A 25,170-nucleotide genomic window follows, 5' to 3' on the forward strand; every position below is an offset into this window, starting at 1 on the left:
GTTCCATGCTGGCGCGTCTATCGATCCGCGACATCGTCCTGATCGAACGGCTCGATATCGAATTCACCACCGGCCTCGCGGTTTTGACCGGCGAGACCGGTGCGGGCAAATCCATCCTGCTCGATGCTTTTGCGCTGGCACTCGGCGGCCGCGGCGACGCCGGCCTCGTGCGCCACGGCGTGGAGCAGGGGCAGGTCACTGCCGTGTTCGATGTCCCCAGGGATCACCCCGCGACGAAGATCCTTGCCGAGAATGGCCTGGACGACACGAGTGTCGAAGAGTCTCGCGAGATGATTCTCCGCCGCGTGCAGCTCGCCGACGGCCGCACCCGGGCCTTCATCAACGACCAGTCGATCAGCGTGCAGACGCTGAAGGCGGTTGGCGCCGCCTTGGTCGAGATCCACGGCCAGCATGACGAGCGCGCGCTGGTCGACGCCGCCACCCACCGCCGCCTGCTCGACGCGTTCGCCGGCCTTGAGAAGGACGTCGCCGCGGTCGAAACGCTCTGGGACGCACGCCGCACCGCCAATACTGCGCTGGAGGAGCATCGCGCCGGCATGGAGCGCGCCGCGCGCGAGGCCGACTATCTGCGCCACGCCTCCGCCGAGCTGAAGCAGCTCGCGCCCAAGGACGGCGAGGAGACCTCGCTCGCCAATCGCCGCACCACCATGATGCAGGGCGAGAAGATCGCCTCTGATTTGCGTGAGGCGCAGGAGGCTGTCGGTGGCCACCATTCGCCGGTCTCGACGCTGTCGGCTGCTGTACGCCGGCTGGAACGCCGCGGCGTCAATTCGCCGGCGCTGGTCGAGCCCGCCGTGAAGGCGATCGACGCGGCGATCAACGCGCTGGAGGAGGCCGACCAGCATCTCCAGGCGGCACTCGCCGCGACCGATTTCGATCCGGCCGAGCTCGAACGCATCGAGGAACGCCTGTTCGCACTTCGCGCAGCCTCGCGCAAACATTCGACGCCGGTCGACGGGCTCGCCGCGTTGGCCGCGAAATACGCCGCCGACGTCGTGCTGATCGATGCCGGCGCCTCGCGGCTGAAGAAGCTGGAGCAGGCCGCGATCGAGGCAGATAGCCGCTATGCCGCCGCCGCCAAGAAGCTGTCGCTGGTGCGGCAGAAATCGGCCGAGAAGCTCAACAAGGCGGTCAACGCCGAGCTCGCCCCGCTCAAGCTCGAACGCGCCAAGTTCATGACCCAGGTGGCAACCGACGAGGCAGCTCCAGGCCCGCAAGGCTTCGACCGCGTCGAGTTCTGGGTGCAGACCAATCCGGGCACCAAGCCGGGACCGATGATGAAGGTCGCTTCCGGCGGCGAGCTGTCACGCTTCCTGTTGGCGCTCAAGGTGGTGCTGTCCGACCGCGGCTCGGCGCCGACGCTGGTGTTCGACGAGATCGACACCGGCGTGGGCGGTGCGGTTGCCGATGCCATCGGCGGGCGCCTGGCGCGGCTTGCCGGCAAGGTGCAGGTGATGGCCGTGACCCACGCCCCGCAGGTTGCCGCCCGCGCCGACCTGCATTTGCTGATCTCCAAGGACGCCCTCGACAAGGGCAAGCGTGTCGCCACCCGCGTCAATGCGCTGGCCGCCGACCACCGCCGCGAGGAAATCGCCCGCATGCTGGCCGGCGCCGAAATCACGGCGGAGGCGAGGGCGGCCGCGGACCGGCTGCTCAAGGCGGCGAGCTAGGTTTCGTGTCCCGGACGCGCGCAGCGCGAGCCGGGACGCAGACCGCCTCGTGCTGCACAGCATCCGGGGAACAAACAGCCCAACCTGCCTTTACCCTTCCGCCCGCTCCGTCGTATCCAAAGCATCATGGCCAGAGCAGCAAAATCCAAAGCCACACCGCTTCGCGACGTCGCCGACCTCACCAAGGCCCAGGCCAAGGTCGAGCACATGCGGCTGGCGCTCGCGATCGAGGGACATAACGAGCGCTACTATCAGGAGGACGCGCCCACCGTCACCGACGCCGAGTACGACGCGCTGCGCCAGCGCTTCAACGCCATCGAGAAGCGCTTTCCTGAATTCGTCAGCGCGGACTCGCCCTCACAGAAGGTCGGCGCGGCGCCGTCAGGCCGCTTCAGGAAAGTCGGGCATTCCGTTCCGATGCTGTCGCTCGACAACGCCTTTGCGGAAGAGGACGTGCGCGACTTCGTCGGCCGCATCATGCGCTTCCTCAAGCTCGACGACGACAAGGTCGATTTTTCCGCCGAGCCGAAGATCGACGGCCTCTCGATGTCGCTGCGCTACGAGGGCGGCGAACTGGTGACCGCGGCGACGCGCGGGGACGGTGCGGTCGGCGAGGATGTCACCGCCAACATCCGCACCCTCGAAGACGTGCCGCAGAAACTGGAGGGGCGGAAGATCCCCGACATCTGCGAGGTGCGCGGCGAGGTCTACATGACCAAGAAGGCGTTTCTCGCGCTCAACGAGCGGCAGAAGGCAGCCGGTGACACCATCTTCGCCAATCCGCGCAATTCGGCCGCCGGCTCGCTGCGGCAGAAGGATCCGACCATCACCGCCTCGCGTCCCCTCGGCTTCTTCGCCTATGCCTGGGGCGAGATGAGTGCGATGCCGGCAACGACGCAGAGCGGCATGATCCACTGGTTCGAGCGCTGCGGCTTCAAGACCAATCCGCTGACCCAGCTATGCCACTCCGTCGATGAGCTGATCGCGTTCCACCAGAGCATCGAGGAAGAGCGCGCTGAGCTCGACTACGACATCGACGGCGTCGTCTACAAGGTCGATCGCATCGACTGGCAGGAGCGTCTCGGCTTCGTCTCGCGCACGCCGCGCTGGGCGATCGCGCACAAATTCCCGGCCGAGCGGGCCATGACCGTGCTGCGCGACATCGAGATCCAGGTCGGCCGTACCGGCTCGTTCACGCCGGTCGGCAAGCTGGAGCCGGTCGGCGTCGGCGGCGTGATCGTGCAGAACGTCACGCTGCACAACGAGGACTACATCAAGGGCATCGGCAACAAGGGCGAGGTGCTGCGCGAGGGGCGCGACATCAGGATCGGCGACACCGTCGTGGTCCAGCGCGCCGGCGACGTGATCCCGCAGATCGTCGACGTCGTCCTCGACAAGCGACCGAAGAGCGCCAGGGAATATCACTTCCCGAAGAAGTGCCCGTGCCCGCTGCACACCGACGTCGTGCGTGGCGAGACGGCCGCCGGCGAAGAGGAATCTCGCGCCCGCTGCACCGGCGAGTTCGCCTGCCCCTACCAGAAGATCGAGCACCTGAAACTGTTCGTTTCGCGCCGTGCCTTCGACATCGACGGGCTCGGCGAGAAGCAGCTGCAGTATTTCTTCGACGAGGGATGGGTCAAGGAGCCCGCCGACATCTTCACGCTGGAGAAGCGCAACGCGAAGCTGAAGCTCGAAGAGGTCGAGGGCTACGGCGCGACCTCGGTGCGCAACCTTTTCGGCGCCATCGAGGGGCGCCGCAAGATCGCGCTGGAGCGCTTCATCTATGCGCTCGGCATGCGTCATGTCGGCGAGACAACGGCGCTGGCGCTGGCGCGCGGCTATGGCTCCTGGGACGCCTTCCACGACGCCTGCCTCAAGGTCGCCAAGGGCGACGAGGAGGCGATCGCGGAGATGGATGCGCTCGACCAGATCGGCGACACCGTGATCAAGAGCATCGCGGATTATTTCGGCGAGAGCCACAATCGCGGCATCGTCGAGCGGCTGACCAGGGAGGTCGAGATCGTCGACGCCGAGAAGCCGAAGAGCAATTCGGCGGTCGCCGGCAAGACCGTGGTGTTCACGGGCTCGCTGGAGAAGATGACGCGCGACGAGGCGAAGGCTACGGCCGAACGGCTGGGCGCAAAGGTCTCGGGCTCGGTATCGAAGAAGACCGATCTCGTCGTCGCCGGCCCCGGCGCGGGCTCGAAACTCAAGGATGCCACCAAGCACGGCGTCAAGGTGCTGACCGAGGACGAGTGGTTGGCGCTGATCGGGGAGTGAGGTTCACTTCCGTCATTGCGAGCGCAGCGAAGCAATCCAGAATCGTTCCGCTGTGATAGTCTGGATTGCTTCGCTGCGCTCGCAATGACGGGGAGAGGACGTGCCGCCCCTCACATCATCCCCGTCTCTTCCTCTTCCGCCCGCTCGATCAACGTCTCGCTCACCACCACTTCGCGGCGGGGGACGACGAAGATCATCATGCAGGCGCAGAGCAGCGAGATGGCGAGGACGGCCGAGGTCAGCGGCAGCGTCGTGGCTGAGTGGCCGCCGAGATAGGCGCCGAATTGCGACATCAGCGCGCCGATCCCCTGTTGCAGAAAGCCCATGGCGCCCGACGCCGCGCCGGCGGCTTCGGGGCGGATGCTGATCGCGCCGGCCGCGGAATTCGCCATCACGAAGGCATTGCCGACCATCACGATCATCTGCGTGCCGAACAGCCAGGCGGGAGCTTCGTTCCAGCCGGTGAGGCTCCACAACAGATTCAGGAGGCTGCCGGCGAGTTGGAGCGCGAGCCCGAACCAGATCAGCTTTTCCAGCGAATGCCGCGGCGCGAACCGTACGCAAAGCAGATTGCCGACGAGGTAGGCGAAGCCGGTGGTCGCGAACCAGGCGCCGTATTCGGCGGTGGTCCGGCCCATCTGCGTCACCACGATGTAGGGGCCGCCGCCTGCGAAGGTGAAGATGATCTGCGAGGCCAGCACCTGGCACATCACATAGCCGACGAAGGCGCGGCTCTTGACCAGGATGCCGACGTCGCCTCGGAAGCCGCTGCCGGCGGCGCGGCTGCGCCGTGTCTCCGGCAGCGCGACGGCGATGCCGACGGCGACGACGATCGCAGCGATCGTGACGGCGTAGAAGATCGCGCGCCAGCCGAACGCTGTCTCGATCAGGCCGCCGGTGAGTGGCGACACCATCTGGCCGATCATCAGCGCTGCGACCACGAGGCTGATCATGGAGGCGACGCGGTCGCGCTCGTAGATGTCTCGAATGATGGCGCGGCTGATCACCATGCCGGAGGCGCCGCCGAGCGCCTGGAAAAAGCGCGCGGCGATCAATTGCGGCAGGGTCTCGGCGAAGATGCAGCCGACGCTCGCCACGACCATCAGCGCCAGCCCTCCGAGCAGCACCGGACGCCGCCCGAACCGGTCCGACAGCGGTCCCATGATGAGCTGCGACAGCGCGATGCCAACCATGTAGAGCGACACCGTCATCTGCGCGATCGAGATGTCGCTGCCGAAATTCGTCGCGAGCACCGGCAGCGCCGGAACCAGGATATAGAGCGAAATCGGCGCGATCCCGGTCATCACGACCAGCAACAGCAGCACGCCGCGCGAGGTCGCAAGGTCGCTCGCGCCTTTCGGCGGCTTGCTGATGATGCCGTGCATGCGGGTCCGTCTTTCGAATTCGAATCGACTGTAGCGCGCTCGCGCAAGACGGATATCGGCGTTTCGGAATGCGGCTATACGGATTTTGGGACGGTTAGGATGCTGGGGTGCGGACGCCGGAGTATTCCGGAAGTGTGGTGCGATGCGCGTGCCGCGTCATTGGTGTCATTCCCCGCGAAGGCGGGGAATCCAGTACGCCGCGGCTCTCCGCCTACGATTGCTGCCTCTGGAATACTGGATGCCCCGCTTTCGCGGAGCATGACAGCGGTGGTGAGGAAGCGGCCTTGCGTGGATCGCGTAGCGCCATGCGCGCTACGCGTTCAGCTCCGCCGTAGCCTGATCGAGCCAGGCCTGCGTCGCCTCATCCAGCGCCGGACGCACCTCGGCCCTGACACGCGCGTGGTAGGCATTGAGCCAGCCGAGCTCGTCGCGGCCCAGCATCGCAACGTCGATCAGCCGGCGGTCGATCGGCGCCAAGGTCAGCGTCTCGAACGCGTTCATCGGCTTCTCGGCGCCCTGGATCTCGGCGGCGACCACCAGTTCGAGATTCTCGATGCGGATGCCGAAACCGTCGGTCTTGTAGTAGCCGGGCTCATTGGAGAGGATCATGCCGCGCTTCAGTGGCGTGGTCCCAAGCTTCGAGATCCGAGCCGGCCCCTCGTGCACCGAGAGATAGCTGCCGACGCCGTGACCGGTGCCGTGCTCGAAATCGAGGCCGGCGTCCCAGAGATATTGCCGCGCCAACGTGTCGAGCTGCGCGCCCGTGGCGCCATCCGGAAAGACGGCGCGCGCGATCGCAATATGGCCGCGCAGCACGCGAGTGAAGCGGTCGCGCATCTCGTCGGTCGGCTCGCCCACCGCCATGGTCCGGGTGACGTCCGTGGTACCGTCTTCGTATTGCGCACCGGAATCGATCAACAAGAGGTCGCCGGGCACAATCCGCCGGTTGCTCTTGCGGGTGACGCGATAGTGCACGATGGCACCGTTCGGGCCAGTGCCGGAGATCGTCGGGAACGAGACGTCCTTCAAGGCGCCGGTATCACGGCGGAATGTCTCCAGCGCCTCGACAGCGTCGATCTCGGTGAGCTTGCCGCTTGCGGCCTCGCGGTCGATGAAGGCGAGGAAGCGCGCCAGCGCCACGGCGTCGCGCACATGGGCGGTCTTCGTGCCCTTGATCTCGGTCGCATTCTTGACCGCCTTGAGCAGCGCAATCGGATCGCTGCCGCGCACCGGCTTGCCGCCGGCGCCCGCGATCAACCGGCTGAGCGCATCGGCTGCGGTGGCACTGTCGAGCGCAATCGATCTGCCGCCCTTGGCGAGCGCCATCAGTGTCGGCGCCATCGCATCGGGGGCGCGCACGTCGGCGGACTGCTCGAGATGGTCGCGCGTCAGGTTGGAGAGTTTTCGGTGGTCGATGAAGATGGTCGGCCGTCCCTCCTTCGGCACCAGCGCGTAAGACAGCGGCAGCGGGGTATGGGCGACGTCGGCGCCGCGGATGTTGAAGGTCCAGGCCACCGCGTGGCTGTCCGACAGCAGCAGCGCGTCGGCGCCGAGCTTGCCGATCTCGGCCCTGATCTGCGTTAGCTTCCCGGCTTCGGTGACGCCGGCATTCTGCAGGCTGTGTACGGCGACGGGGGCGAGCGGCGGCTGCGGGCGGTCCTGCCAGATCGCGTCGATGGGATTGCTCTCGACGGCGACCAGCTCGGCGCCGGCCTTGGCGCAGGCGGCCGACAGGCGCTCGGCTGCCGCAAAAGTGTGCAGCCACGGATCGAATCCGAGGCGGTCGCCGGCTTTCAGATGCGCCGACACCCAGCTCTCCGGCGGTGGGTCGATCAGGGATTCCACGGCCCAGGCCTTGGCATCGACCTGCTTGGCGGCCTGAAGCGTGTAGCGGCCGTCGACGAACAGTGCGGCCTCCTGGATCAGCACCACCGCGAGGCCCGCCGAGCCCGTGAAACCGGTCAGCCAGGCCAGCCGTTCTTCCGACGGCGGCACATATTCATTCTGCTGCTGGTCGGCGCGCGGGATCACGAAGCCGGTCAGCTTGCGACGGGCGAGTTCTTCGCGAAGTGCGGCGAGCCGCGCCGTCAATGCGACTCCGGCCTCCGGCTCCTCGAATGTCTGGAAGTGTGCTTCAAACATGGTGGATCACTTTAGGATCATGAGAACGAGTCCGCAATCTGGACGCATTTCGCGCCGCATCTGGCATGGACTGTGCTTGAATGGTTCCATTCGAATTGAGTGGAGTAAAGGATGCAGCAGTTGCGCTTCGTCCGGATAACAGGGAAATTCGAGCAGGTGGTTCATCTCAACGGCGAGGGGACACACGATGCCAGCGTTTACGTTTGAGAAGATTACGCCGCCGGTGCGGCGTGCCCCGACTGCGGCGGCACCGGAAAAGCCGCGCGGCGTCATCAGCCAGATGATCGACCGTATCGCAGAGCGCCGCGCGAGGCGCGCTTTGCGGGATGAGCGCACGCAGCTGCGGGACGAGAAGCCAGCGGAGTAGAGGCATTGATGATCTCTTGGGTGGGCAAAGGCGAAGCGCCGTGCCCACCATCGATCTGCGATTGCAGATGAACTTGGTGGGCACGTTTTCGCTTTGCCCACCCTGCGACGCCTCGCTCACCCCATCTTTCGCAGCAACAGGGTGCTCCACCCCTCGATCCGCAGATGCTTCACCGGAACGAGGCCACGCGCACGATAGGCGGCGATCACGGCGGGGGCCTGGTGCGTCAACAGGCCGGAGAGGATGACGCGTGCGCCGGGCGCGAGATGCCGCGCCATCGGGCCCGCCAACTGCCTGAGTGGGTTGGCGAGGATGTTGGCCAGCACCAGGTCGAACGGGCCGGCCTTTCCGAAATCCGGCGCGGCAAAGCCGGTGGCGCGGATCACCCGGACCTGGTTGCCGACCTCGTTCAGCACCGCGTTCTCGGCCGCTACCCGCACCGACGGCGGGTCGATGTCGGAGGCGAGCACCGCGCGATGCAGGGCTTTCGCCGCCGCGATGCCGAGGACGCCGGTGCCGGTGCCGAGGTCGAGCAGGTTCCGCGGTCGGGAACTCTTCAGGACATGGTCAAGCAGCAGTAAACAGCCACGCGTGGTTCCGTGGTGCCCGGTGCCGAAGGCGAGCGCCGCCTCGATCTCGATGGCGAGCTTGTTCGGCGCCACACGGTCGCGGTCATGGCTGCCGTGCACGACGAAGCGCCCGGCCGGGACCGGGACGAGATCTTCGAGGCTGGCCTTGACCCAGTCCTTGGCTTCGATGGTGTCGAAGGCGAGCGTTGCGGCGATCTCATTTCCCGCCGAATTTACAACGAGTTCGCGCAGCCAGGCTCGGTCCGGCGCCTCGGCGAAATGGAGCGTGACGTCCCATGCTCCGTCCTGCCGCTCGAAGGCTGCAACCGCCGCATCGCCGTCGAAAAATACCTCGGTAAGCACGTCGACGACGCGCCTTGCGTCGGCCTCGCTGCCGATCGAGAAGCAGGCGCGATGGGTAGGAGAGGACTGCATTCAGGGTTCCGTTGAGTTCAATTTTTGGAACTTTCGTTGCCAATTTTCCGCATAAGTTGCGGTTCCCGGATTAACCGGGCTGTAGGTTGTGCCCCGTACATTTTCGGGTGTTGAAACCAACCAACACAGCTTGGAATTGTAACGGAGGCGAGTCTTGAAGAACATTATTCAGAAGTTCTGGTCGGATGAGTCCGGTGCAACGGCGATCGAATACGGTTTGATTGCCGCGGGTATTGCTCTGGCGATCATCACCGTGGTGAACAGCCTGGGCGTCACTCTGAACGACAAGTTCACGTCGATTAGCACCTCCTTGAAGTAATTTCCGCCTCCATTTCCCAGCGGGGGCTGTTTTCTTCAAAGGCTATTTCTGATCACCGCCCGCGAGGGGTTCCCCCCTGGCGGGCGGGGTCGTTTTGGGGCCGACCGTTTCGGTCGATTTCACAGATTGTCCACTGCTTGCCAGGACGCCATCCACACGGTTTTCCAGCGATTGTCCGGCCGATTTTCCACCGGCTTTCCCTAATTCGGTCCCGACCTCCCGGCCCCCATATCGTCGGTGTAACCACAGCCCATTCAACAGCCAGTCCACAGCTCATCCACAGGCCTATCCACGGCTTCCGAACAGCGACCGGTGATCGCTCAAGATCACCTGCGCCGCGTTATGGCCGGGCGCGCCGGTGACGCCGCCGCCGGGATGGGCGCCGGAGCCGCAATGGTAGAGGCCCCTGAGCGGTCCGCGATAATCGGCATGGCCCAGCATCGGCCGTGCCGAGAACAGCTGGTTCAGCGTCAGCGCCCCGTGGAAGATGTCGCCGCCGAGGAGGCCGAACTGCCGTTCGAGGTCGAGCGGGGACAGGATCTGGCGGCCTAGCACGCTCGCCGCAAAACCCGGCGCGTACGTGTCCACCGTCGCGATCATGAGATCGGCGACCTCCTCGCGATGGTCGTCCCACGATCGTCCGTCGGGAAGCTCCGGCGCGACGTGCTGGCAGAACAGGCTGGCGACGTGCTTTCCGGCCGGGGCCAGCGTGTCGTCGAGCGTCGAGGGGATCAGCATCTCGACGACCGGCTCCCGGCTCCAGCCCTGCGCGCGCGCATCGAGCCAGGCGCGGTCCATGTAGCCGAGGCTCGGCGCCAGGATGATGCCGGAGCTGAGATGATCACCTTCGCCCGGCAGCGCCGTGAACGAGGGCAGGCGATCCAGCGCAACGTTCATGCGGAAGGTGCCGGAGCCGTTCTTCCAGTGCCGGATCCGGGCGAGGAAGTCCGCAGAAAGAGCGTCGGCTGCGACCAGCCGCGTGTAGAGCAGCTTTGGATTGACATTGGCCGCGACATATTTGGCGCGGATGGCTGTGCCGTTCTCCAGCACGACGCCGACGGCGCGGTCGCGCTCGACGATGATCTCGCGGACGCCGGCATCGGTTTCGATCACGACGCCGCGGTCGCGTGCCGCGCGCGCCATCGCCTGCGTGATCGCGCCCATGCCGCCGATGGCGTGGCCCCAGACCCCCTTCTTGCCGTTCACCTCGCCGAAGGCATGATGCAGCATCACATAGGCCGAGCCGGCGGCGTAGGGGCTGGCATAATTGCCGACGATGGCATCGAAGCCGAACAGCGCCTTGACCAGATCATGCTCGAAGCGTTCGTCCAGCATCTCGCCGGCGGAGCGGGTGAAGAGATCGAGCAGGCTGCGGCTCTGTTCCAGCGTGAGGCCGCGCAGGATGTTGGCGGTCTTCCAGGCGTTGACGCCTTCGCGGACGGCCGCTGTGCCAAAGCCGTCGACGAGGTTCGGCGGCGCGCGCAGCACGAATTGCCTGAGCACATCGGCGATGTCTTCCAGCTCGCGAGAAAATCCGTCGAGTGCGTCTGCGTCATGCACGCTCAACCGCGCGACGGATGCCTTCGTCCGTCCCTCGCCGGTGAGGAGATAGCTGCCGTCGGGCGCGGGCAGAAAATTCTGGGCGCGCCGTTCGACGATCCGCAGGCCCTGTTCGGCGAGCTTGAGGTCACGGATCACCTGCGGATTGAGCAGACTCACGGTGTAGGCCGCGACCGAATTGCGGAACCCCGGGTGAAACTCCTCCGTGACCGCGGCACCGCCGACCACCTTGCGGCGCTCGACCACGCGCACCCGCAGGCCCGCGCTCGCGAGGTAGGCCGCGCAGGTGAGGCCGTTATGGCCAGCGCCAATGATGAGGACGTCGGTCTCGGTCATGATTTCCCTGGCGTCGTTCCGGGGCGATGCGCAACATTGCGCTTCGCGCACCCCGGTTGACATCTCTATATCAAGCATATCTGGCTGCAACATCACGACGCCCTTTATTGCCCGTTCAGGCGCCTTGTGCTCCATTGCGCGCGCCCGGCGCCCGCCGGGTTTTGAGCCGGAGCTTCCATGGATTCGATCGCGCAACCTGTCGCCACGGAGCAGCCGTCCTCGTCACGCAACCGGCTGCTGCTGACGGTCTACACCGCTGCGATCTTCGTCAGCGCGCTGCTGCTGTTCTCGGTGCAGCCGCTGTTCACGAAGATGGTGCTGCCGCGGCTCGGCGGCTCGCCGGCGGTGTGGTCGGTGGCGATGGTGTTCTTCCAGTCGCTTTTGCTGGCAGGCTACGCCTATGCCCATCTGTTGATGCAGGCGAAGAATCGCATCGTGCCGGTGGCGGTGCATCTGGTGCTGCTGGTGCTGGCCTTCGTCACGCTTCCGCTCGGCATCGCCTCCGCCTATGGCGAGCCGCCGGCTTCGGGCTATGCGTTCTGGCTGCTCGGCCTGTTCGTGGTCTCGATCGGCCTGCCGTTCTTCGCGCTCGCCGCAAACAATCCGCTGCTGCAGGCCTGGTTCGTCCGCACCGGCCATCCCGCCGGACACGACCCCTATTTCCTCTATGCCTCTTCCAACATCGGCAGCTTCCTCGCGCTGCTGTCCTATCCGTTCCTGCTCGAGCCGATGTTCACGCTGCATGCACAGAACCGGCTCTGGACCGGCGGCTATGGCCTGTTGATCCTCCTGATCGCCGCCTGCGGCGTGCTGCTGTTGCGCTCGCCGAAGCTCGCAATGGTCGACGCGCGGAGCGAGGACGCCAATGCGCCGGCGCCTGATATCGTGACGCGGCTGCGCTGGATTTTCCTCGCCGCGGTGCCGTCGGGTCTTCTCATCGCGGTCACCGCGCACATCTCGACCGACGTCGCCGCGGCGCCGCTGCTCTGGGTGCTGCCGCTGTCGCTGTATCTGCTCACCTGGGTCGTGGTGTTTCAGTCGCGGCCGTTGCTGCCGCACAAATGGATGCTGATGCTGCAGCCGGTCGCGATCGCGGGCGTCATCGTCCTGCTCGCCTTCGGCGGCGAGCAGAATTTGCTGCTGACACTCGGCGGCCACCAATTATGCTTCTTCATCATCGCCATGGCCTGTCACGGCGAGTTGGCGCGGACCCGGCCGGCGGCCAGATATCTCACCGGTTTCTACGTCGCGCTGTCGTTCGGCGGCATGGTCGGCGGTCTCTTTGCTGGCCTTCTTGCTCCCTTCACCTTCTCGTGGATCGCCGAATACCCGATCCTGATCGCGGTTGCCGCGCTGTGCCGGCCGTCCACGAACGAGCGTCTTGCAGGTGTCGTCAAATGGTATTGGCTGGTGCTCGCTGCGCTCGCGGTGGCGCTGGTTGCGCCATCCTATACCACTGGCAGCCCCTCGACCTGGCTGGAGGATCACCGCGTCTGGGTCGCCGGCGCCGTGGGCGTGCTCGCCGCGGTGCTCGCACTGGCGCTCAATGCAGGCCGCTGGAAGATCTTCGCCACCGTTGCGCTCGCGCTGGCGTTGATCCGGGTCTATCCGGCGGACGAGGGCCGGGTCACGACGGTGCGCAGCTTCTTCGGCGTGCACAAGATCGTGGTGACGCCCGGCGGCTATTTCCACGTGCTGATGCACGGCACCACCATCCACGGCGCCGAGCGTTTTCGCAACAATGACGGCACGCCGGTCACCGGCCGGCCCGAGCCGATCACCTATTATCACAAGGACGGCGGTATCGGTCAGGCCATCAACGCGATCCGCGAGCGCAAGGGCGCGCCGCTCAAGGTCGCGGCGATCGGCGTCGGATCGGGTACGCTCGCCTGCGCCGCCGAACCTGGCGAGGACTGGAAATTCTTCGAGATCGACCAGTCGATGGTGGATGCCGCGCGTGACCCCAGGAATTTCCGCTACATATCGAGCTGCCTGCCGGACATGAAGCCGGTGATCGGCGATGCGCGCCTCACCTTCGCAAAGGAGCCTGACGGCGCCTACGACCTCATCATCGTCGATGCCTATTCGTCGGATGCGATCCCGATCCATCTTGCCACCGAAGAAGCGATGAAGATCTACAAGGACAAGCTGGCTCCGCACGGTGCCGTGGTGATGCACGTCTCCAACCGGCATCTCGATCTCGAGACCGTCGTGGTCGGCATTGCCGACGCCAACGATCTTAAAAGCTGGGTCTTCAACGAGGATTCCGGACGCGATGGCGATTACATCTTCTCGACCGACGTCGTCATCTCAGCCCGCGAGGAGACCGATGTCGGCAGGCTCGCGTCCTCCAAGGTCTGGGAGCAGACCGAAGCCGACGACAGGGTGCGGGTCTGGACCGACGACTATTCCAACATCCTGGGCGCCTTGTACCGGCGTTTGAAGAATGGGGAGTAGGGCGGCGTGACGACCGTTGCCGTGCCCCGGACGCAGCGCAGCGTTCCCGGCGATGCGAAGCATCGTCCGGTGCGGTGCGCTGCAGAGCCGGGGCCCACGGCGCGCCGTTCTGGGTCCCGGCTCTGCGGAGCAGCGTTGCACGTTGCACCGCGTCCGGGACACGAGGCTGGAGTTACGGTGCGACCGGCGTCCCCGGGGGCAGCGTGATGCCCTTCTCGCCGGCAACCTCGCGCAGCAGGTCGGGCCGGTCGGAAATGATCCCGTCGACGCCGAGTTCGATCATCCGCGCCATGTCTTCGCGCTTGTTGACCGTCCACACCACGACGCGCAATCCGAGCTCGTGGGTTTCCGCGATGAGTGCGCCGGTCACATCGCCGAAATAGGGCGACCAGATCGCACCGCCCGCCGCCTTGATCGTCCGCGGCAGCGAACCGCCGTGATCGGCCGGGCTGAAACCTGCCGTCCAGGGGGTGGCCTTGTCCAGCGCGACTGTCTGGCCCGAGCCGCGCTGCAGCGTCAGGTACACCGTCGGTATCTTCGGTGCCTGCTGCTGGACCAGTTGCAGGGTTCGCCAGTCGAAGGACTGGATCATGACGCGGTCGGTGAATGCTTCGGTCTCGATCAGCCCCAACAGCTTCGCGACAAAGGCTTGCGGATCGAGCGTTTCGTCGGGGTGGTTGGGGGCAATCTTGGTCTCGATGTTGAAGCGCACGCGCGAGTTGCCGGATTTTCGCACCAGCGCAAACAGCTCGTTCAGGGTCGGAATGCGCGTCCCCGGCACGGCGCGCTGGTCCGGGAATTGTTTCGCATAGGCACTGTCCGGCCGGATCTGGCCGACGTCATAGGTTCTGACCTCGTCCAGCCGCAGTTTCACGAAGGGCGTGCCGGGCGGAGTGATGTAGGTCCCGCCGGTGCCGCGTGCGAGATCAGGATTGAGCCCGCGCTCATGCGACACCACGACCTCGCCGTCCGCGGTGACGCCGACATCGAGTTCCAGCGTGTCCACGCCCATCGACAGCGCGTTGGCGAAGGCGGGCAGGGTGTTTTCCGGCAGCAGCGCTCGTCCGCCGCGATGGGCTTCGAGATCAAAAGCCATGTCTAGCGCCTTGGCTTGTCCTGCAATGAGGGCCGAGAGCACGGTCAGGATTGTCGTGATACGTGACGGCATCGGCGATCGCTGCGCTCGTGAAAGCGCGAGCTTATGAAATCTTTGCGCGTTTCGTCCAGTCTCGCCGTTGACGGCGGCCTTGGAAGGCGGAAACTGGCGCCCAAAAAACAACGGTTCAGGGAGCCACTCACATGCGGCTTGTCTTTATCGCAACGATGGCGGTGCTCATGGTCGGACAGGCGGCAGCCAGGGACGTGCTTTCGGGCGCAAGTCTTTATGAAGATGTGGCGCGCTATGCCTCCTTCGGCCTGCACCGCTTCGGCTCTGCGGGCGATCGCGCGACCGCCGACTGGATTGCCGGCGAGATGAAACAGGCGAGTTTGGATGTCAGCTTCCAGCCCGTCGTGCTGGGCCGGCAATACGTCGTCGAGCAGGCCAGCGCCGAGGCTGCGGGCACGAGTGTCGAGGCAACGCCATTCTGGTGGCCACCGCAGGACCGGGCGAGCTTCCGCCTGTCGGCGCCGCTCGCACGCGATGGCGATGTCGCCGGCAAGATCCTCTGGTTGGAGCTGCCATTCGACCGGGGGGCGTATCTGGGGCCGACCCATCGTGCGGCCATCGCGGATGCGGCAGCGAGGAAGCCGGCCGCGATCCTGCTGATGATCGGCAATCCCGCCGATGATCGCTTCGCCTACAATGTCACGCAGGAGGATGCGCCCTGGCCGGTGCCGGTGATCGTGGTCGGAGCCAGATCGAAGGCGCCGTTCGAGCGCGCGCTCGCCTCTGGCGCAGCTGTCAGCTTCGACGTCAAAGGCCATTACGAACGCGATGTCACCGGCCGCAACGTCATCGCCGAGATCGGCGTTGGTCGCGGGCCGACCGTGGTGGTCTTCACGCCGATGACCGGTTGGTATAGCTGCGTCTGCGAGCGTGGTCCCGGCATCGCCAACTTCCTCGCGCTGGCACGCACCGTTGCTGCGGAGAAATGGCCGGCGCATTTCGTCTTCGTCGCCACCGCCGGCCACGAGATCGGCCACGGCGGCATGGAGCTGTTCCTGGCGCACGGAGCGCCGGCGCCGAAGGACACGCTGGCGTGGATTCACTTCGGCTCGTCGAATGCGTGCTACGGCTTTGCAGAAGGTGCGCGTACCGATCGGCCAGAGGAGGAGCGCTATCTCGTGCTCAGCAGATCCGCGGTTGCGTTGACCGATGAGGCCTTTGTCAAGGTGGCGGCCAAACGCCTGGTGACGGAGAAGCAGGCGGTCGGCGAGCTGCGCGATGTGCACGCGGCGGGCTACGCCAACTTCCTCGGCATGGCCGGCCGCCATCGTACTTTCCACACACCCTCGGACGAACTCGCAGGGACCGGGCCCGAGATCCTCGAGCCGGTCGCCCGCGCTTTCGTTGCTGCTTCGCGGAAGATCGTAGAACGCGGCGACGCCGCGTTCCGTTAGCGTCAGTTCTGGTAGTAATAACCGCGCGGCTGGTAAACCTGCCGCGGCTGCGGCTGATAGTAGGTGCCCTGCTGGCCGTAGCCCTGGTCGTAGCTTGGCTGCGGCAATTGCTGATAGGCCTGCGCGCCATAGGGCCGCGTGATCGGGCGCGGCGCCGGATAGCGCGCGCCGGTGTCGCTGCCGTCGGCAGGATAGATGTAATTGTCGTCCTGCGGCATGTAGCGACGGGCGGGCTGCTGCGGCGGCGTCAGGTTCACGGGATCGCCGGTCGTCGCATACTGCTCTTCGACAGGCTGCTGCGGCGCGCGGGCGACTGCACTGTTGGTACGGCCGCGCGGATTGCGCGCTAGCGCGACCTGCGCCGAGCCGGTCAGCGTCACCGTGGTGTTGAGCACGCCTTGCTGCTGTACCAGCGCATAGAGCGTCGAGGCGTTCTGGCGCGACAGCCGCACGCAGCCATGGGACGCCGGCGAGCCGAGACGGCCGACCGAGTCGGTGCCATGAATGGCGTGTCCGACCTTGGTGAAGAAGATCGCGTGCGGCATCGGCGCGTCGTCGAATTCCTTGGAATAGTGATCCTCTTCCATCCGGAAGGTGCGGAACGCGCCGTTCGGCGTCTCGCGCGAGGGGATGCCGGTCGACACCGGCCAGTGATACCGCGCGACGCCGTCGACCGCGACGGTCATCTGCTGATTGTCCTTGTCGACGGTGATCTCGACCTTGGCCTGCGCGCTGCCCGCGCTCAAAAGCATCAGGGAGGTGAAAGCGATGAAAAATGAACGCATCTGGGAACGCATTTGAATCCTGGCCTCCGGCCTGTTCACGCTAGGCGCCGCGGCTCTCCGTCCCCGGCGTGCAATATGCCTGCAATCCGGCTTTCGTTCCAGCGGCCTGCTTGCCCATCGTTAACGTGATGCCCGGCGTAAGCAAGGCCGCTTGGTGGCGGGCAGCGCGCGGCGGCGCTGACATTTTCGCGAGCGGGCGCACCTCCATTGTGGCGTCATTTGTCATGCGGGCGCAACCAATTGGCCCCTTCGGCGTTAGTATAACGCCCATATCTCGGCCAGCGGGACGCGTGGCCGGCTTACCCTTAGGAAATACAATGAATAGAGTTCGTGTGGCCGCCGCTTCGCTGCCGGCCGGTCGTTCTGCCCGTCTGCTCTTCGCAGGCTCCGCTATCCTCCTCGGCCTTACGTGCCTGCCTCAGCTCGGTCACGCCCAGGGTATCGTCCGCGGCGCTCAGGAAGGCTCCTATGAAGGCAACCGTATCGCGGGCCCGGTCGGCGGTGCGGTCGGAGGCGTCGTCGGCGCTGGCGTGGGCGGGGCTGTCGGCGCGGTTGAGGGGGTGTTCGGCATTCCCCATCGCGGTCATCGTCGCTGCCGCGGCTATTATGACGGCTACAATCACTTCCACTGTTACCGGTAACCTGCGTCATTCCGGGGTTCGCGACGTGTCGCGCCCCGGAATGTTAGTTCTTCAGCCGATACCCGGTCCGAAAAATCCACCAGATCACGACGAGACAGATCACCAGGAACGCAAGCGTCATGCCGACGCTGACGGACATGCTGACGTCCGCGATCTCATAGAAGCTCCAGCGGAAGCCGGAGATCAGATAGACGACCGGGTTGAGCAGCGCCACCGTGCGCCAGGTGGGCGGCAGCATGTCGATCGAATAGAAGCTGCCGCCGAGGAATGTCAGCGGCGTCACCACCAGCATCGGGATCATCTGCAGCTTCTCGAAACCGTCGGCCCAGATGCCGATGATGAAGCCGAACAGGCTGAACGTCACGGCCGTCAGCACCAGGAAGGCCAGCATCCAGACCGGATGATGGATATGCAGCGGCACGAACAGCCCGGCCGTCGCCAGGATGATCAGGCCGAGGATGATCGACTTGGTCGCGGCGGCGCCGACATAGCCGAGCACGATCTCGAAATAGGAGATCGGCGCCGACAGGATCTCGTAGATCGTGCCGGTGAATTTCGGGAAGTAGATGCCGAACGAGGCGTTGGCGATGCTCTGGGTCAGCACCGAGAGCATGATCAGACCCGGCACGATGAAGGTGCCGTAGCTGACGCCCTCGACCTGGCTGATGCGCGAGCCGATCGCGGCGCCGAACACCACGAAATAGAGCGAGGTCGAGACGACAGGCGAGACAATGCTTTGCAGCAGCGTGCGCCAGGTGCGCGCCATTTCGAACAGATAGATGGCGCGGACAGCGCGATGGTTCATGGCGTCCTCACGAGGTCGACGAAGATGTCCTCGAGCGACGATTGCGTCGTGTCGAGATCGTTGAAGCGGATGTTGGCGTTGCGGAGGTCGCTGAGCAGGCTGGTGATGCCGGTGCGCTCGCCCTTGGTGTCGTAGTCGTAGACCAGCGTCGCGCCGTTGTCGCAGAGCTCGAGCTCATAGTGACTCAGGCTCTCCGGCAGCGCGTCGAGCTTGCCCTGCAGATGCAACGTAAGCCGCTTCTTGCCGAGCTTCTGCATCAAGCTCGCCTTGTCCTCGATCAGCACGATCTCGCCCTTGTTGATGATGCCGATGCGATCGGCCATCTCCTCGGCTTCCTCGATGTAATGCGTGGTGAGGATGATGGTGACGCCGGATTGCTGCAGCGTGCGCACCACCTCCCACATGCCCTTGCGCAGCTCGACGTCGACGCCCGCGGTGGGCTCGTCCAGGAACAGGATCTGCGGCTCGTGCGACAGCGCCTTGGCAATCATCACACGGCGCTTCATGCCGCCGGACAGCGTGATGATCTTGTTGTCCTTCTTGTCCCAGAGCGAGAGGTCCTTGAGCACTTTCTCGATATGACCGGGGTTCTTCGGCTTGCCGAAAAGGCCGCGGGAGAAGCTCACCGTCGCCCACACGCTCTCGAAGGCGTCGGTATGCAATTCCTGCGGCACCAGGCCGATCAGCGAGCGCGCCTTGCGGTAGGAGTTCTGGATGTTCTCGCCACCGACGAGAACCTGGCCTTCGCTGGGGTTGGCGATGCCGCAGATGATCGAGATCAGCGTGGTCTTGCCGGCGCCATTGGGGCCGAGCAGCGCAAAAATCTCGCCGCGTCTGATATCGAGATTGACGTTCTTGAGCGCCTTGAAGCCGGACCCATAGGTCTTCGACAGGTTGGCGACGGAAATGATGGAGGACATGAGGGCCGGTAGGGCTGGGGAGGGGGCCGGAACCTACCGGGAACGGCGGGTCAGCGGAGCCCTGAGATAGGAATGCCTTTGCCCCGTCGCAATTGGCAACAGAGAAATGGTCTCAAAACAGGCGCTTCGGTGGCATGTTCCAGGCAGGTGTTGCGCGATGGTCACGGGCTGTGGCTAAGATCGACGTTCACGCGGCTCTTTGTTGCGTCTGCGAGCGGGCCGTGGCTACGATTCCGCCCAATCGCAGAGCGTATTGTCCCCAGGGAAAACACCGATGAGACCGAACGGCCGCCACACCGCCGGCGCCAGCCAATTGTCCGCCCTCCGTGTATGGGCGATCTGCCTGCTCGTGCTGTCAACTGTTGCCATCAGCCCGACCACGGCCCGGGCCGCCCCGAGCCAGGCCCAGGTCGCGACGACCCATGTCTATCTGCTCCGCGGCGTGCTCAACATCTTCTCGCTCGGGCTCGACACGATCGGCGCCCGGCTTCAGGCGCAGGGCATCCCGGTGACCGTCGCCAACTTTGTGTCATGGTCCTCGCTGGCCGATGAAGCCGCGGCCGCCTACAGGGCCGGCCGGCTCAAGACCATCGTCCTGGTCGGGCATTCCTCCGGTGCGACCGCGCTGCCCGACATGATCGCGAAACTCAACCGGCTCGGCGTGCCCGTGAAGCTCGCGGTCGGTCTCGATTCCGTGTTCAAGACCAAGCTCTCGACCGGCGCGGAGCGCTACATCAACATCTATATCGGCGACGGTCCCGGCGAGCCGGTGAAGCCTGAAAACGGCTTCCGCGGCAAGCTCGACAATGTCGACGTCCGCGGCACCGGCGTCGGCCACATCTCGATCGACAAGAACGAGGCGATCCAGCGCCGCGTCATTGCAGAGATCGATGCCGCGATCATGCGCTCGCGCGCGCCGGCGGTTTCGGTCGCCGAGCCCGGCGCACCCCGGCAAGCACGCTCGGCGGCGGCGACGGCTCCGGCAAGGAACTGAAGCTCGCCAACCAGCTCGACGTGATTTTTGCAGCCGCAGACCTCAGGTCGGCGGCTGCATTGCTTTACGCCTGTTGCTCGCCATCCAAGAGCGGGCAGTGATCTGTTGCGCTGGAGGTGAAAACCTCGTCCCGCGCTCCTCATCGTCGCGACGCGCTTACTTTCGTCGGAATTATCCAAGCCATCCCGCCCGGGGTTGTGCTTTGGCTGTGACTGCCGAACGCGCCCGGACGAATCATGTGCGATCTCCGGTCGAATGGCTTTGGAATCTTGCGCTGCTTGTCTGGCGCGATCGACTGGGGATGATCATGAAGAGACTTGGTGCGGCCACCCTGATCCTCGCTCTCGGACCGGTGGCGGCGTCGGCCGCGGATCTCGCCTACAAGGCGCGTTCTGCGGCTGTCGATCCCGGTTACAATTGGAGCGGCTTCTATGTCGGCGTGAATGGCGCCTATGCCTGGAATAATTCCGGCGACGTCGCCGTTTCGGGCACGCCCTTGATCTCGGTCTCGCAGCCAGGCGCCGTCCCCTTCGCCGTCGGCGGACTGCGGCCGGAAGGCTATCTCGTCGGCGGACAGGTCGGATGGAATTACCAGTTCGGTGCCGGGCTGGTTGGCATCGAGGCGGATTTCGATTTCGCTGACATCAAGAATTCCCGCAACGTCGATCTCCCCTTGCTCGGACCCAATGTCCGAACTAGCGCGAGCGAGAAGATCGACTTCTTCGGTACGGTGCGCGGCCGTCTCGGCGGAATCGTATCGCAGCGGCTGTTGTTGTTCGTGACGGGAGGTCTCGCTTACGCCAACGTCAAGGACAGCGCCAATATCAACGAACTCTTCAATGCGCCGGTGCCCGCGCGCCAGTTCATCGCGAGCGCCTCGGACCTCCGTTACGGCTGGACCGTGGGCGCAGGTGCTGAGTGGGCCGTCGCCAGGAACTGGACCGTGAAGGGCGAGTACCTCTATTACGCTCTCGGCAGCCGTCTCATCACGGGCCCCCAGACCAATCCTGTCGGCGCCGATTTCGCGACCTACAGCTTCTCGACCCGGGGCAATATCGTGAAGGCGGGCCTGAACTACAAGTTCGATTGGGCCGCGCCCGTCGTCGCGAAATACTGATCCTGCGGGAGACGCGCTGCGGAAGCGGCACGCCCTGTGGCAGCGTCGACGGCGACGGACTTACTTCGTCGCGGGCACCCAGGTCGTGCTGGCCTTGTCGTACTCGAAGCCCGGGGCTTCCTTGAGATTGTCTTGGAGCGTCAGCCACCCTTTGTCGTTCTTTACCGCTGAAAGGCTCAACCGATTGATCGCCTTGCCAACGGGAAAAATAGGCAAAGATTCCGGGCCTTGCTCGGCGTAGGGGAGCGTGCGCGGGAACTCGGCGCGCGATCCGATGTTGTTGCATCATGGCAAAGCGACGAAACGCCGGCCCGATGACAACTCAGCCCGAGCGCGCCTGGGACGGCCGGTCGGTCGCCGAAAGCTGGCCTCCAAAGCAGCGCTGGGCTCGATTGAGTGCGGCTTGGGCCAGTCGGCTGAGGGAACGCGCCCTCAGGATACAACGCACCTTGCTGGCCGGCGGTCGGCAAACCGGTCGCGATGCCTCGGCAAAATAGCGTGATCTGATGGCGTGACGTCAATTGGGGCTATGACGCATGAGAGAATTCCAGTGCCCGTCGTGCCGTCAAGCCGTCTCGTTCGAGCAGACGGAGTGCGCGACCTGTGGCAACCAGTTGACGTTCGATCCCTCGTGCATCGGCATGACGTTGCTGGCTTCCAAACGTCCCTGCAGCAATCGTGACATCATCCGCTGCAACTGGTCGGTCGACGGGGCGGAATCGTACTGTGAGGCCTGCCGTCTGACGCGAACTATCCCGAACCTCGGCAGTGCCAGGAACGTCATGCTGTGGCGACGTGTGGAAGCAGCCAAGCGTCGTCTCCTCTACGACCTCCGGCGACTGCGGCTCCCGCTGGTGTCGCGGAGCGGCGCGAGCGTCGCATTCGACATTCTCTCGGCGGAGACAGCCCCGATATTGACCGGGCACCTGTCGGGCCTGATCACGCTTAACCTTGCTGAAGCCGATGACGTGGAGCGCGAGGCTCGCCGGGTATCGTTTCGCGAGCCCTACAGAACCCTGCTGGGGCACTTTCGCCACGAGATCGGCCACTTCTACTGGGACGGTCTCGTCGACGGCACCAATTTCCGGGCGCCGTTCCGGCTTATCTTCGGCGACGAAACGCAGGACTATCAAGCCGCGCTGCGCAGCTATTACGGCCGCGCCGATCGATCATATGACCGGACAGGCTTCATCAGCGCGTACGCGACGTCACATCCCTGGGAGGACTGGGCCGAAACCTTTGCGCACTTCCTGCACATCCTGTCGACCCTCGATTCGGTGGCAGGCCTGCCGCTGGCCCTGGACGAGCGCGCTCGGCAGACCCTGACGGATCCCTATCTGGAGAGCGACTTCGAGGCCCTGCTGGCGTTGTGGGAGCCTCTCTCCCGTGGCATTAACGAGCTCAACAGGTCGCTCGGTATGAGCGACGCCTACCCGTTCGACATATCGCCGGCCGTGAAAGGCAAGTTGCATCTCGTGCACATGGTGATCAGCGCATTCCGCGATCAGCAGAGGTTGGCGGCGTAGAAGCGGTTTATTCCGGGGACGACGAGCCCTGACCCTTCCCGGCCTGGTGAGTCGTGCAAGACTCCGCCGACCGTGTTCCGGGTTCCCGTGCCCCAAAATCCACCCAATCGGTGGTCACTAAGCACCGGTGGGGCAATCGCCCCTGTGGTGGGACTACTGGACTGATGATTGATCTGAGGCGCCTCGTCGCGCTGGCAGCTGTCGTGCTGCTAGCCCTGAGCACCGGCATGGCCGCTGCCTCACCCGCCAAATCAAAGTCGACTGCGGCCGTCCCCACAGCGCCGCCGCCTCCGCCCTTCGAGCCATTGCCGCCGCCCAAAATCTACCTGTTCCGCGGCGCCATGGGACCGATCTTCTCGACCGGCATGGACCGGCTCAGCGAGAAGCTGACGCAGGCCGGCTTTTCCGCCGACGTCTATGAATTCACCCTGTGCCGGTTCATCGGCAACCGCGTCATCGCCAGCTACAAGGAGAAGGCGGCGCCGATCGTGCTGATCGGCCACTCCATGGGCGGGCTGTGCTCGATCATCATCTCCGAGATGGCGGAAAAGGAAAACATCCCGATCAGCCTCGTCATCGCCATCGACCCTGCGCATGCGACCGGCGACGTGCCGCTCAATGTCGAGCGCTTCATCAACATCTTCCTGTCCGACAGCGTGCTCGGCGGCGGCGACGTCGTCGCGGTCCCCGGCTTTCGCGGCCATTATGCCAGCTACGACCTCAAGGCAAACAGCCGCGTCTCGCACATCAACATCGAAAAGTCCGACGACATCCATCGCCAGATCCTCGAGATGGTGACGCAACTGCCGCGCATTCCGCCACAGACCCAGTCCGGTGCCGTGCCGCTGCGCTATCTGGTGCCCGCGGATACGCTGGTTGAATTGTGGGATAGTGGCGTGCGGGTGCCGGTGCGCCCCGGCGACACCATGGAGAGCATCGCAGCCGCCAATCGCGTGCCGCTGTGGACACTGGCGCAGAGCAACTCGCTTGCAGAGAACGCGCAGCTTACCCCGGGCCAGACCATCATCGTTCCCCGCCACCTGACGCCGCCCGAGCCTGCATCCGCGATGGCGACACCGCAGCCGGTTCCAGCGAAGCGGAAGTAGGCTCTTCACCTCTTCCGCGAGCGCGGAAAAGGAGGGCTACACGTTCGACCCGTTGATTGCGTCGATCACCGCATCCGTCACTTCCTTCGTCGTCGCCTTGCCGCCGACATCGGGCGTGAGCACGCCCGCCGCGCAGACACGCTCGACCGCCGCCATGAGCCTCGAGGCCGCATCCTCTTCGCCGAGATGCTCGAGCATCTGCACGCCGGTCCAGAACGTCGCGACCGGATTTGCGATTCCCTTGCCGGTGATGTCGAAAGCCGAGCCGTGGATCGGCTCGAACATCGAGGGGAAGCGGCGCTGCGGATCGATGTTGCCGGTCGGCGCCACGCCCAGACTCCCCGCAAGTGCGCCGGCGAGGTCGGAGAGGATGTCGGCATGGAGATTGGTCGCCACGATGGTGTCGAGGCTCTTCGGATGCAGCGTCATCCGTACCGTCATGGCGTCGACCAGCATCTTGTCCCAGGTCACATCGGGAAATTCGGTCGCGACCTCGGCCGCGATCTCGTCCCACATCACCATGCCGTGGCGCTGCGCGTTCGACTTGGTCACCACGGTCAGGAATTTGCGTGGACGCGACTGCGCGAGCTGGAACGCATAGCGCATGATGCGGGTGACGCCGACGCGGGTGAAGATCGCGACCTCGGTGCCGACCTCTTCCGGCAGGCCCCTGTGCGCGCGGCCGCCCATGCCGGCATATTCGCCTTCCGAATTCTCGCGCACGATCACCCAGTCGAGATCGCCGACGCCGACATTGCGCAGCGGCGAGGCGACGCCGGGCAGGATCTTGGTCGGGCGCACATTGGCGTATTGGTCGAAGCCCTGGCAGATCGGCAGCCGCAGGCCCCATAGCGTGATGTGATCGGGCACATCAGGGGCGCCGACCGCGCCGAAATAGATCGCGTCGAACTTCTTCAGCTCCGCGAGACCGTCGACCGGCATCATCACGCCGTGCTTCTTGTAATAATCCGAGCCCCAGTCGAACGTCCTGACGTTGAAGGCAAGATCGCCGCTGCGTTTTGCGAGAGCCTCCAGTACCCGGACGCCGGCCGAGATCACCTCGGGGCCGATGCCGTCGGCGGGAATGGCTGCGATCGAATGGGTGCGCATAGGAAATCTCCATGGGACCAGGCCGTGGCGCGCCCAGATGGGGCTGGCGAGCCGAAGCAATTC

20 protein-coding genes are annotated in these 25,170 nt (G+C 65.0%); 11 read left to right on the top strand and 9 right to left on the bottom strand.

Features of this window, described 5'->3' with window-relative positions:
• Positions 1-5 precede the first annotated feature (5 nt).
• Both recN and ligA read left to right on the top strand, forming a co-directional pair.
• A complete protein-coding gene (recN, locus tag C7G42_RS09660; RefSeq protein WP_106948674.1) occupies positions 6-1,691 on the top strand; it encodes a DNA repair protein RecN in 1,686 nt (561 codons plus the stop codon).
• A gap of 126 nt (positions 1,692-1,817) precedes the next feature.
• Positions 1,818-3,971: an NAD-dependent DNA ligase LigA gene (ligA, locus tag C7G42_RS09665; RefSeq protein WP_199580742.1), complete on the top strand. Its 2,154-nt coding sequence runs from the start codon at positions 1,818-1,820 to the stop codon at positions 3,969-3,971.
• A gap of 110 nt (positions 3,972-4,081) precedes the next feature.
• Here the strand turns inward: ligA and C7G42_RS09670 are convergent, their stop codons facing one another.
• Entirely contained in the window at positions 4,082-5,356 is a 1,275-nt protein-coding gene (locus C7G42_RS09670) for a multidrug effflux MFS transporter (protein WP_106948676.1), read from the bottom strand.
• 312 nt (positions 5,357-5,668) lie between these two features.
• The gene (locus C7G42_RS09675; RefSeq protein WP_106948677.1) at positions 5,669-7,498 is read right to left on the bottom strand and encodes an aminopeptidase P family protein; all 1,830 of its coding nucleotides are present in this window, start codon (positions 7,496-7,498) and stop codon (positions 5,669-5,671) included.
• A gap of 187 nt (positions 7,499-7,685) precedes the next feature.
• Between C7G42_RS09675 and C7G42_RS09680 the strand changes: the two genes are divergently transcribed.
• The gene (locus C7G42_RS09680) at positions 7,686-7,865 is read left to right on the top strand and encodes a hypothetical protein (protein ID WP_106948678.1); all 180 of its coding nucleotides are present in this window, start codon (positions 7,686-7,688) and stop codon (positions 7,863-7,865) included.
• Positions 7,866-7,981: 116 nt separating this feature from the next.
• On the opposite strand, the gene C7G42_RS09685 is transcribed toward C7G42_RS09680, so the two are convergent.
• On the bottom strand, positions 7,982-8,869 hold the full coding sequence (locus tag C7G42_RS09685) for a 50S ribosomal protein L11 methyltransferase (protein WP_106948679.1): 888 nt from the start codon (positions 8,867-8,869) through the stop codon (positions 7,982-7,984).
• Positions 8,870-9,023: 154 nt separating this feature from the next.
• Here C7G42_RS09685 and C7G42_RS09690 point away from each other — a divergent pair, with 154 nt between their 5' ends.
• Positions 9,024-9,188, top strand: a complete 165-nt coding sequence (locus C7G42_RS09690) for a Flp family type IVb pilin (RefSeq protein ID WP_199580743.1) — start codon at positions 9,024-9,026, stop codon at positions 9,186-9,188.
• A gap of 285 nt (positions 9,189-9,473) precedes the next feature.
• On the opposite strand, the gene C7G42_RS09695 is transcribed toward C7G42_RS09690, so the two are convergent.
• Complete coding sequence (locus C7G42_RS09695; RefSeq protein ID WP_106948680.1) at positions 9,474-11,084, bottom strand: phytoene desaturase family protein; 1,611 nt, start codon at positions 11,082-11,084, stop codon at positions 9,474-9,476.
• Between the two features lie 177 nt (positions 11,085-11,261).
• Here C7G42_RS09695 and C7G42_RS09700 point away from each other — a divergent pair, with 177 nt between their 5' ends.
• The gene (locus C7G42_RS09700) at positions 11,262-13,541 is read left to right on the top strand and encodes a spermidine synthase (RefSeq protein WP_106948681.1); all 2,280 of its coding nucleotides are present in this window, start codon (positions 11,262-11,264) and stop codon (positions 13,539-13,541) included.
• Positions 13,542-13,713: 172 nt separating this feature from the next.
• Here the strand turns inward: C7G42_RS09700 and C7G42_RS09705 are convergent, their stop codons facing one another.
• The gene (locus tag C7G42_RS09705; protein WP_106948682.1) at positions 13,714-14,709 is read right to left on the bottom strand and encodes a glycerophosphodiester phosphodiesterase; all 996 of its coding nucleotides are present in this window, start codon (positions 14,707-14,709) and stop codon (positions 13,714-13,716) included.
• Between the two features lie 131 nt (positions 14,710-14,840).
• Between C7G42_RS09705 and C7G42_RS09710 the strand changes: the two genes are divergently transcribed.
• Entirely contained in the window at positions 14,841-16,103 is a 1,263-nt protein-coding gene (locus C7G42_RS09710; protein ID WP_106948683.1) for a hypothetical protein, read from the top strand.
• Positions 16,104-16,105: 2 nt separating this feature from the next.
• Here C7G42_RS09710 and C7G42_RS09715 read toward each other — a convergent pair whose 3' ends face one another.
• The gene (locus C7G42_RS09715; protein WP_199580745.1) at positions 16,106-16,900 is read right to left on the bottom strand and encodes a L,D-transpeptidase; all 795 of its coding nucleotides are present in this window, start codon (positions 16,898-16,900) and stop codon (positions 16,106-16,108) included.
• A gap of 305 nt (positions 16,901-17,205) precedes the next feature.
• Between C7G42_RS09715 and C7G42_RS09725 the strand changes: the two genes are divergently transcribed.
• Positions 17,206-17,529 (top strand): hypothetical protein, encoded by a 324-nt coding sequence (locus tag C7G42_RS09725; RefSeq protein WP_106948685.1) that lies wholly within the window; start codon positions 17,206-17,208, stop codon positions 17,527-17,529.
• A 43-nt stretch (positions 17,530-17,572) separates the two neighbouring features.
• On the opposite strand, the gene C7G42_RS09730 is transcribed toward C7G42_RS09725, so the two are convergent.
• Both C7G42_RS09730 and C7G42_RS09735 read right to left on the bottom strand, forming a co-directional pair.
• Entirely contained in the window at positions 17,573-18,334 is a 762-nt protein-coding gene (locus C7G42_RS09730; protein WP_106948686.1) for an ABC transporter permease, read from the bottom strand.
• The gene (locus tag C7G42_RS09735) at positions 18,331-19,254 is read right to left on the bottom strand and encodes an ABC transporter ATP-binding protein (RefSeq protein WP_106948687.1); all 924 of its coding nucleotides are present in this window, start codon (positions 19,252-19,254) and stop codon (positions 18,331-18,333) included. The genes C7G42_RS09730 and C7G42_RS09735 overlap by 4 nt, the downstream gene beginning before the upstream one ends.
• Before the next feature lie 274 nt (positions 19,255-19,528).
• Here C7G42_RS09735 and C7G42_RS09740 point away from each other — a divergent pair, with 274 nt between their 5' ends.
• From C7G42_RS09740 to C7G42_RS09755, 4 genes are all read left to right on the top strand, one after another.
• Positions 19,529-20,248 carry a hypothetical protein gene (locus C7G42_RS09740; protein ID WP_106948688.1) on the top strand — a complete coding sequence of 240 codons (720 nt, stop codon included), beginning with the start codon at positions 19,529-19,531 and terminating at the stop codon, positions 20,246-20,248.
• Positions 20,249-20,555: 307 nt separating this feature from the next.
• Positions 20,556-21,365, top strand: coding sequence for an outer membrane protein (locus tag C7G42_RS09745; RefSeq protein ID WP_158537581.1), 810 nt, complete (start codon positions 20,556-20,558; stop codon positions 21,363-21,365).
• A gap of 536 nt (positions 21,366-21,901) precedes the next feature.
• Positions 21,902-22,891 (top strand): zinc-binding metallopeptidase family protein, encoded by a 990-nt coding sequence (locus tag C7G42_RS09750; RefSeq protein WP_106948690.1) that lies wholly within the window; start codon positions 21,902-21,904, stop codon positions 22,889-22,891.
• 164 nt (positions 22,892-23,055) lie between these two features.
• Positions 23,056-23,997: a LysM peptidoglycan-binding domain-containing protein gene (locus tag C7G42_RS09755; RefSeq protein WP_106948691.1), complete on the top strand. Its 942-nt coding sequence runs from the start codon at positions 23,056-23,058 to the stop codon at positions 23,995-23,997.
• 36 nt (positions 23,998-24,033) lie between these two features.
• Here the strand turns inward: C7G42_RS09755 and C7G42_RS09760 are convergent, their stop codons facing one another.
• Positions 24,034-25,107: a tartrate dehydrogenase gene (locus C7G42_RS09760; RefSeq protein ID WP_106948692.1), complete on the bottom strand. Its 1,074-nt coding sequence runs from the start codon at positions 25,105-25,107 to the stop codon at positions 24,034-24,036.
• Between the last annotated feature and the right edge of the window lie 63 nt (positions 25,108-25,170).

Origin of the sequence: Bradyrhizobium sp. MOS003, from assembly GCF_003020125.1 — a bacterium.
In the GTDB taxonomy this organism is placed as follows: Bacteria; Pseudomonadota; Alphaproteobacteria; order Rhizobiales; family Xanthobacteraceae; genus Bradyrhizobium.

Excerpts from the sequence above, each read along its gene's own strand:
- recN (WP_106948674.1), top strand. The coding sequence starts at position 6 with ATGCTGGCGCGTCTATCGATCCGCGACATCGTCCTGATCGAACGGCTC.
- ligA (WP_199580742.1), top strand. The coding sequence starts at position 1,818 with ATGGCCAGAGCAGCAAAATCCAAAGCCACACCGCTTCGCGACGTCGCC.
- C7G42_RS09670 (WP_106948676.1), bottom strand. The coding sequence starts at position 5,356 with ATGCACGGCATCATCAGCAAGCCGCCGAAAGGCGCGAGCGACCTTGCG.
- C7G42_RS09675 (WP_106948677.1), bottom strand. The coding sequence starts at position 7,498 with ATGTTTGAAGCACACTTCCAGACATTCGAGGAGCCGGAGGCCGGAGTC.
- C7G42_RS09680 (WP_106948678.1), top strand. The coding sequence starts at position 7,686 with ATGCCAGCGTTTACGTTTGAGAAGATTACGCCGCCGGTGCGGCGTGCC.
- C7G42_RS09685 (WP_106948679.1), bottom strand. The coding sequence starts at position 8,869 with ATGCAGTCCTCTCCTACCCATCGCGCCTGCTTCTCGATCGGCAGCGAG.
- C7G42_RS09695 (WP_106948680.1), bottom strand. The coding sequence starts at position 11,084 with ATGACCGAGACCGACGTCCTCATCATTGGCGCTGGCCATAACGGCCTC.
- C7G42_RS09700 (WP_106948681.1), top strand. The coding sequence starts at position 11,262 with ATGGATTCGATCGCGCAACCTGTCGCCACGGAGCAGCCGTCCTCGTCA.
- C7G42_RS09705 (WP_106948682.1), bottom strand. The coding sequence starts at position 14,709 with ATGCCGTCACGTATCACGACAATCCTGACCGTGCTCTCGGCCCTCATT.
- C7G42_RS09710 (WP_106948683.1), top strand. The coding sequence starts at position 14,841 with ATGCGGCTTGTCTTTATCGCAACGATGGCGGTGCTCATGGTCGGACAG.
- C7G42_RS09715 (WP_199580745.1), bottom strand. The coding sequence starts at position 16,900 with ATGCGTTCCCAGATGCGTTCATTTTTCATCGCTTTCACCTCCCTGATG.
- C7G42_RS09725 (WP_106948685.1), top strand. The coding sequence starts at position 17,206 with ATGAATAGAGTTCGTGTGGCCGCCGCTTCGCTGCCGGCCGGTCGTTCT.
- C7G42_RS09730 (WP_106948686.1), bottom strand. The coding sequence starts at position 18,334 with ATGAACCATCGCGCTGTCCGCGCCATCTATCTGTTCGAAATGGCGCGC.
- C7G42_RS09735 (WP_106948687.1), bottom strand. The coding sequence starts at position 19,254 with ATGTCCTCCATCATTTCCGTCGCCAACCTGTCGAAGACCTATGGGTCC.
- C7G42_RS09740 (WP_106948688.1), top strand. The coding sequence starts at position 19,529 with ATGAGACCGAACGGCCGCCACACCGCCGGCGCCAGCCAATTGTCCGCC.
- C7G42_RS09745 (WP_158537581.1), top strand. The coding sequence starts at position 20,556 with ATGAAGAGACTTGGTGCGGCCACCCTGATCCTCGCTCTCGGACCGGTG.
- C7G42_RS09750 (WP_106948690.1), top strand. The coding sequence starts at position 21,902 with ATGAGAGAATTCCAGTGCCCGTCGTGCCGTCAAGCCGTCTCGTTCGAG.
- C7G42_RS09755 (WP_106948691.1), top strand. The coding sequence starts at position 23,056 with ATGATTGATCTGAGGCGCCTCGTCGCGCTGGCAGCTGTCGTGCTGCTA.
- C7G42_RS09760 (WP_106948692.1), bottom strand. The coding sequence starts at position 25,107 with ATGCGCACCCATTCGATCGCAGCCATTCCCGCCGACGGCATCGGCCCC.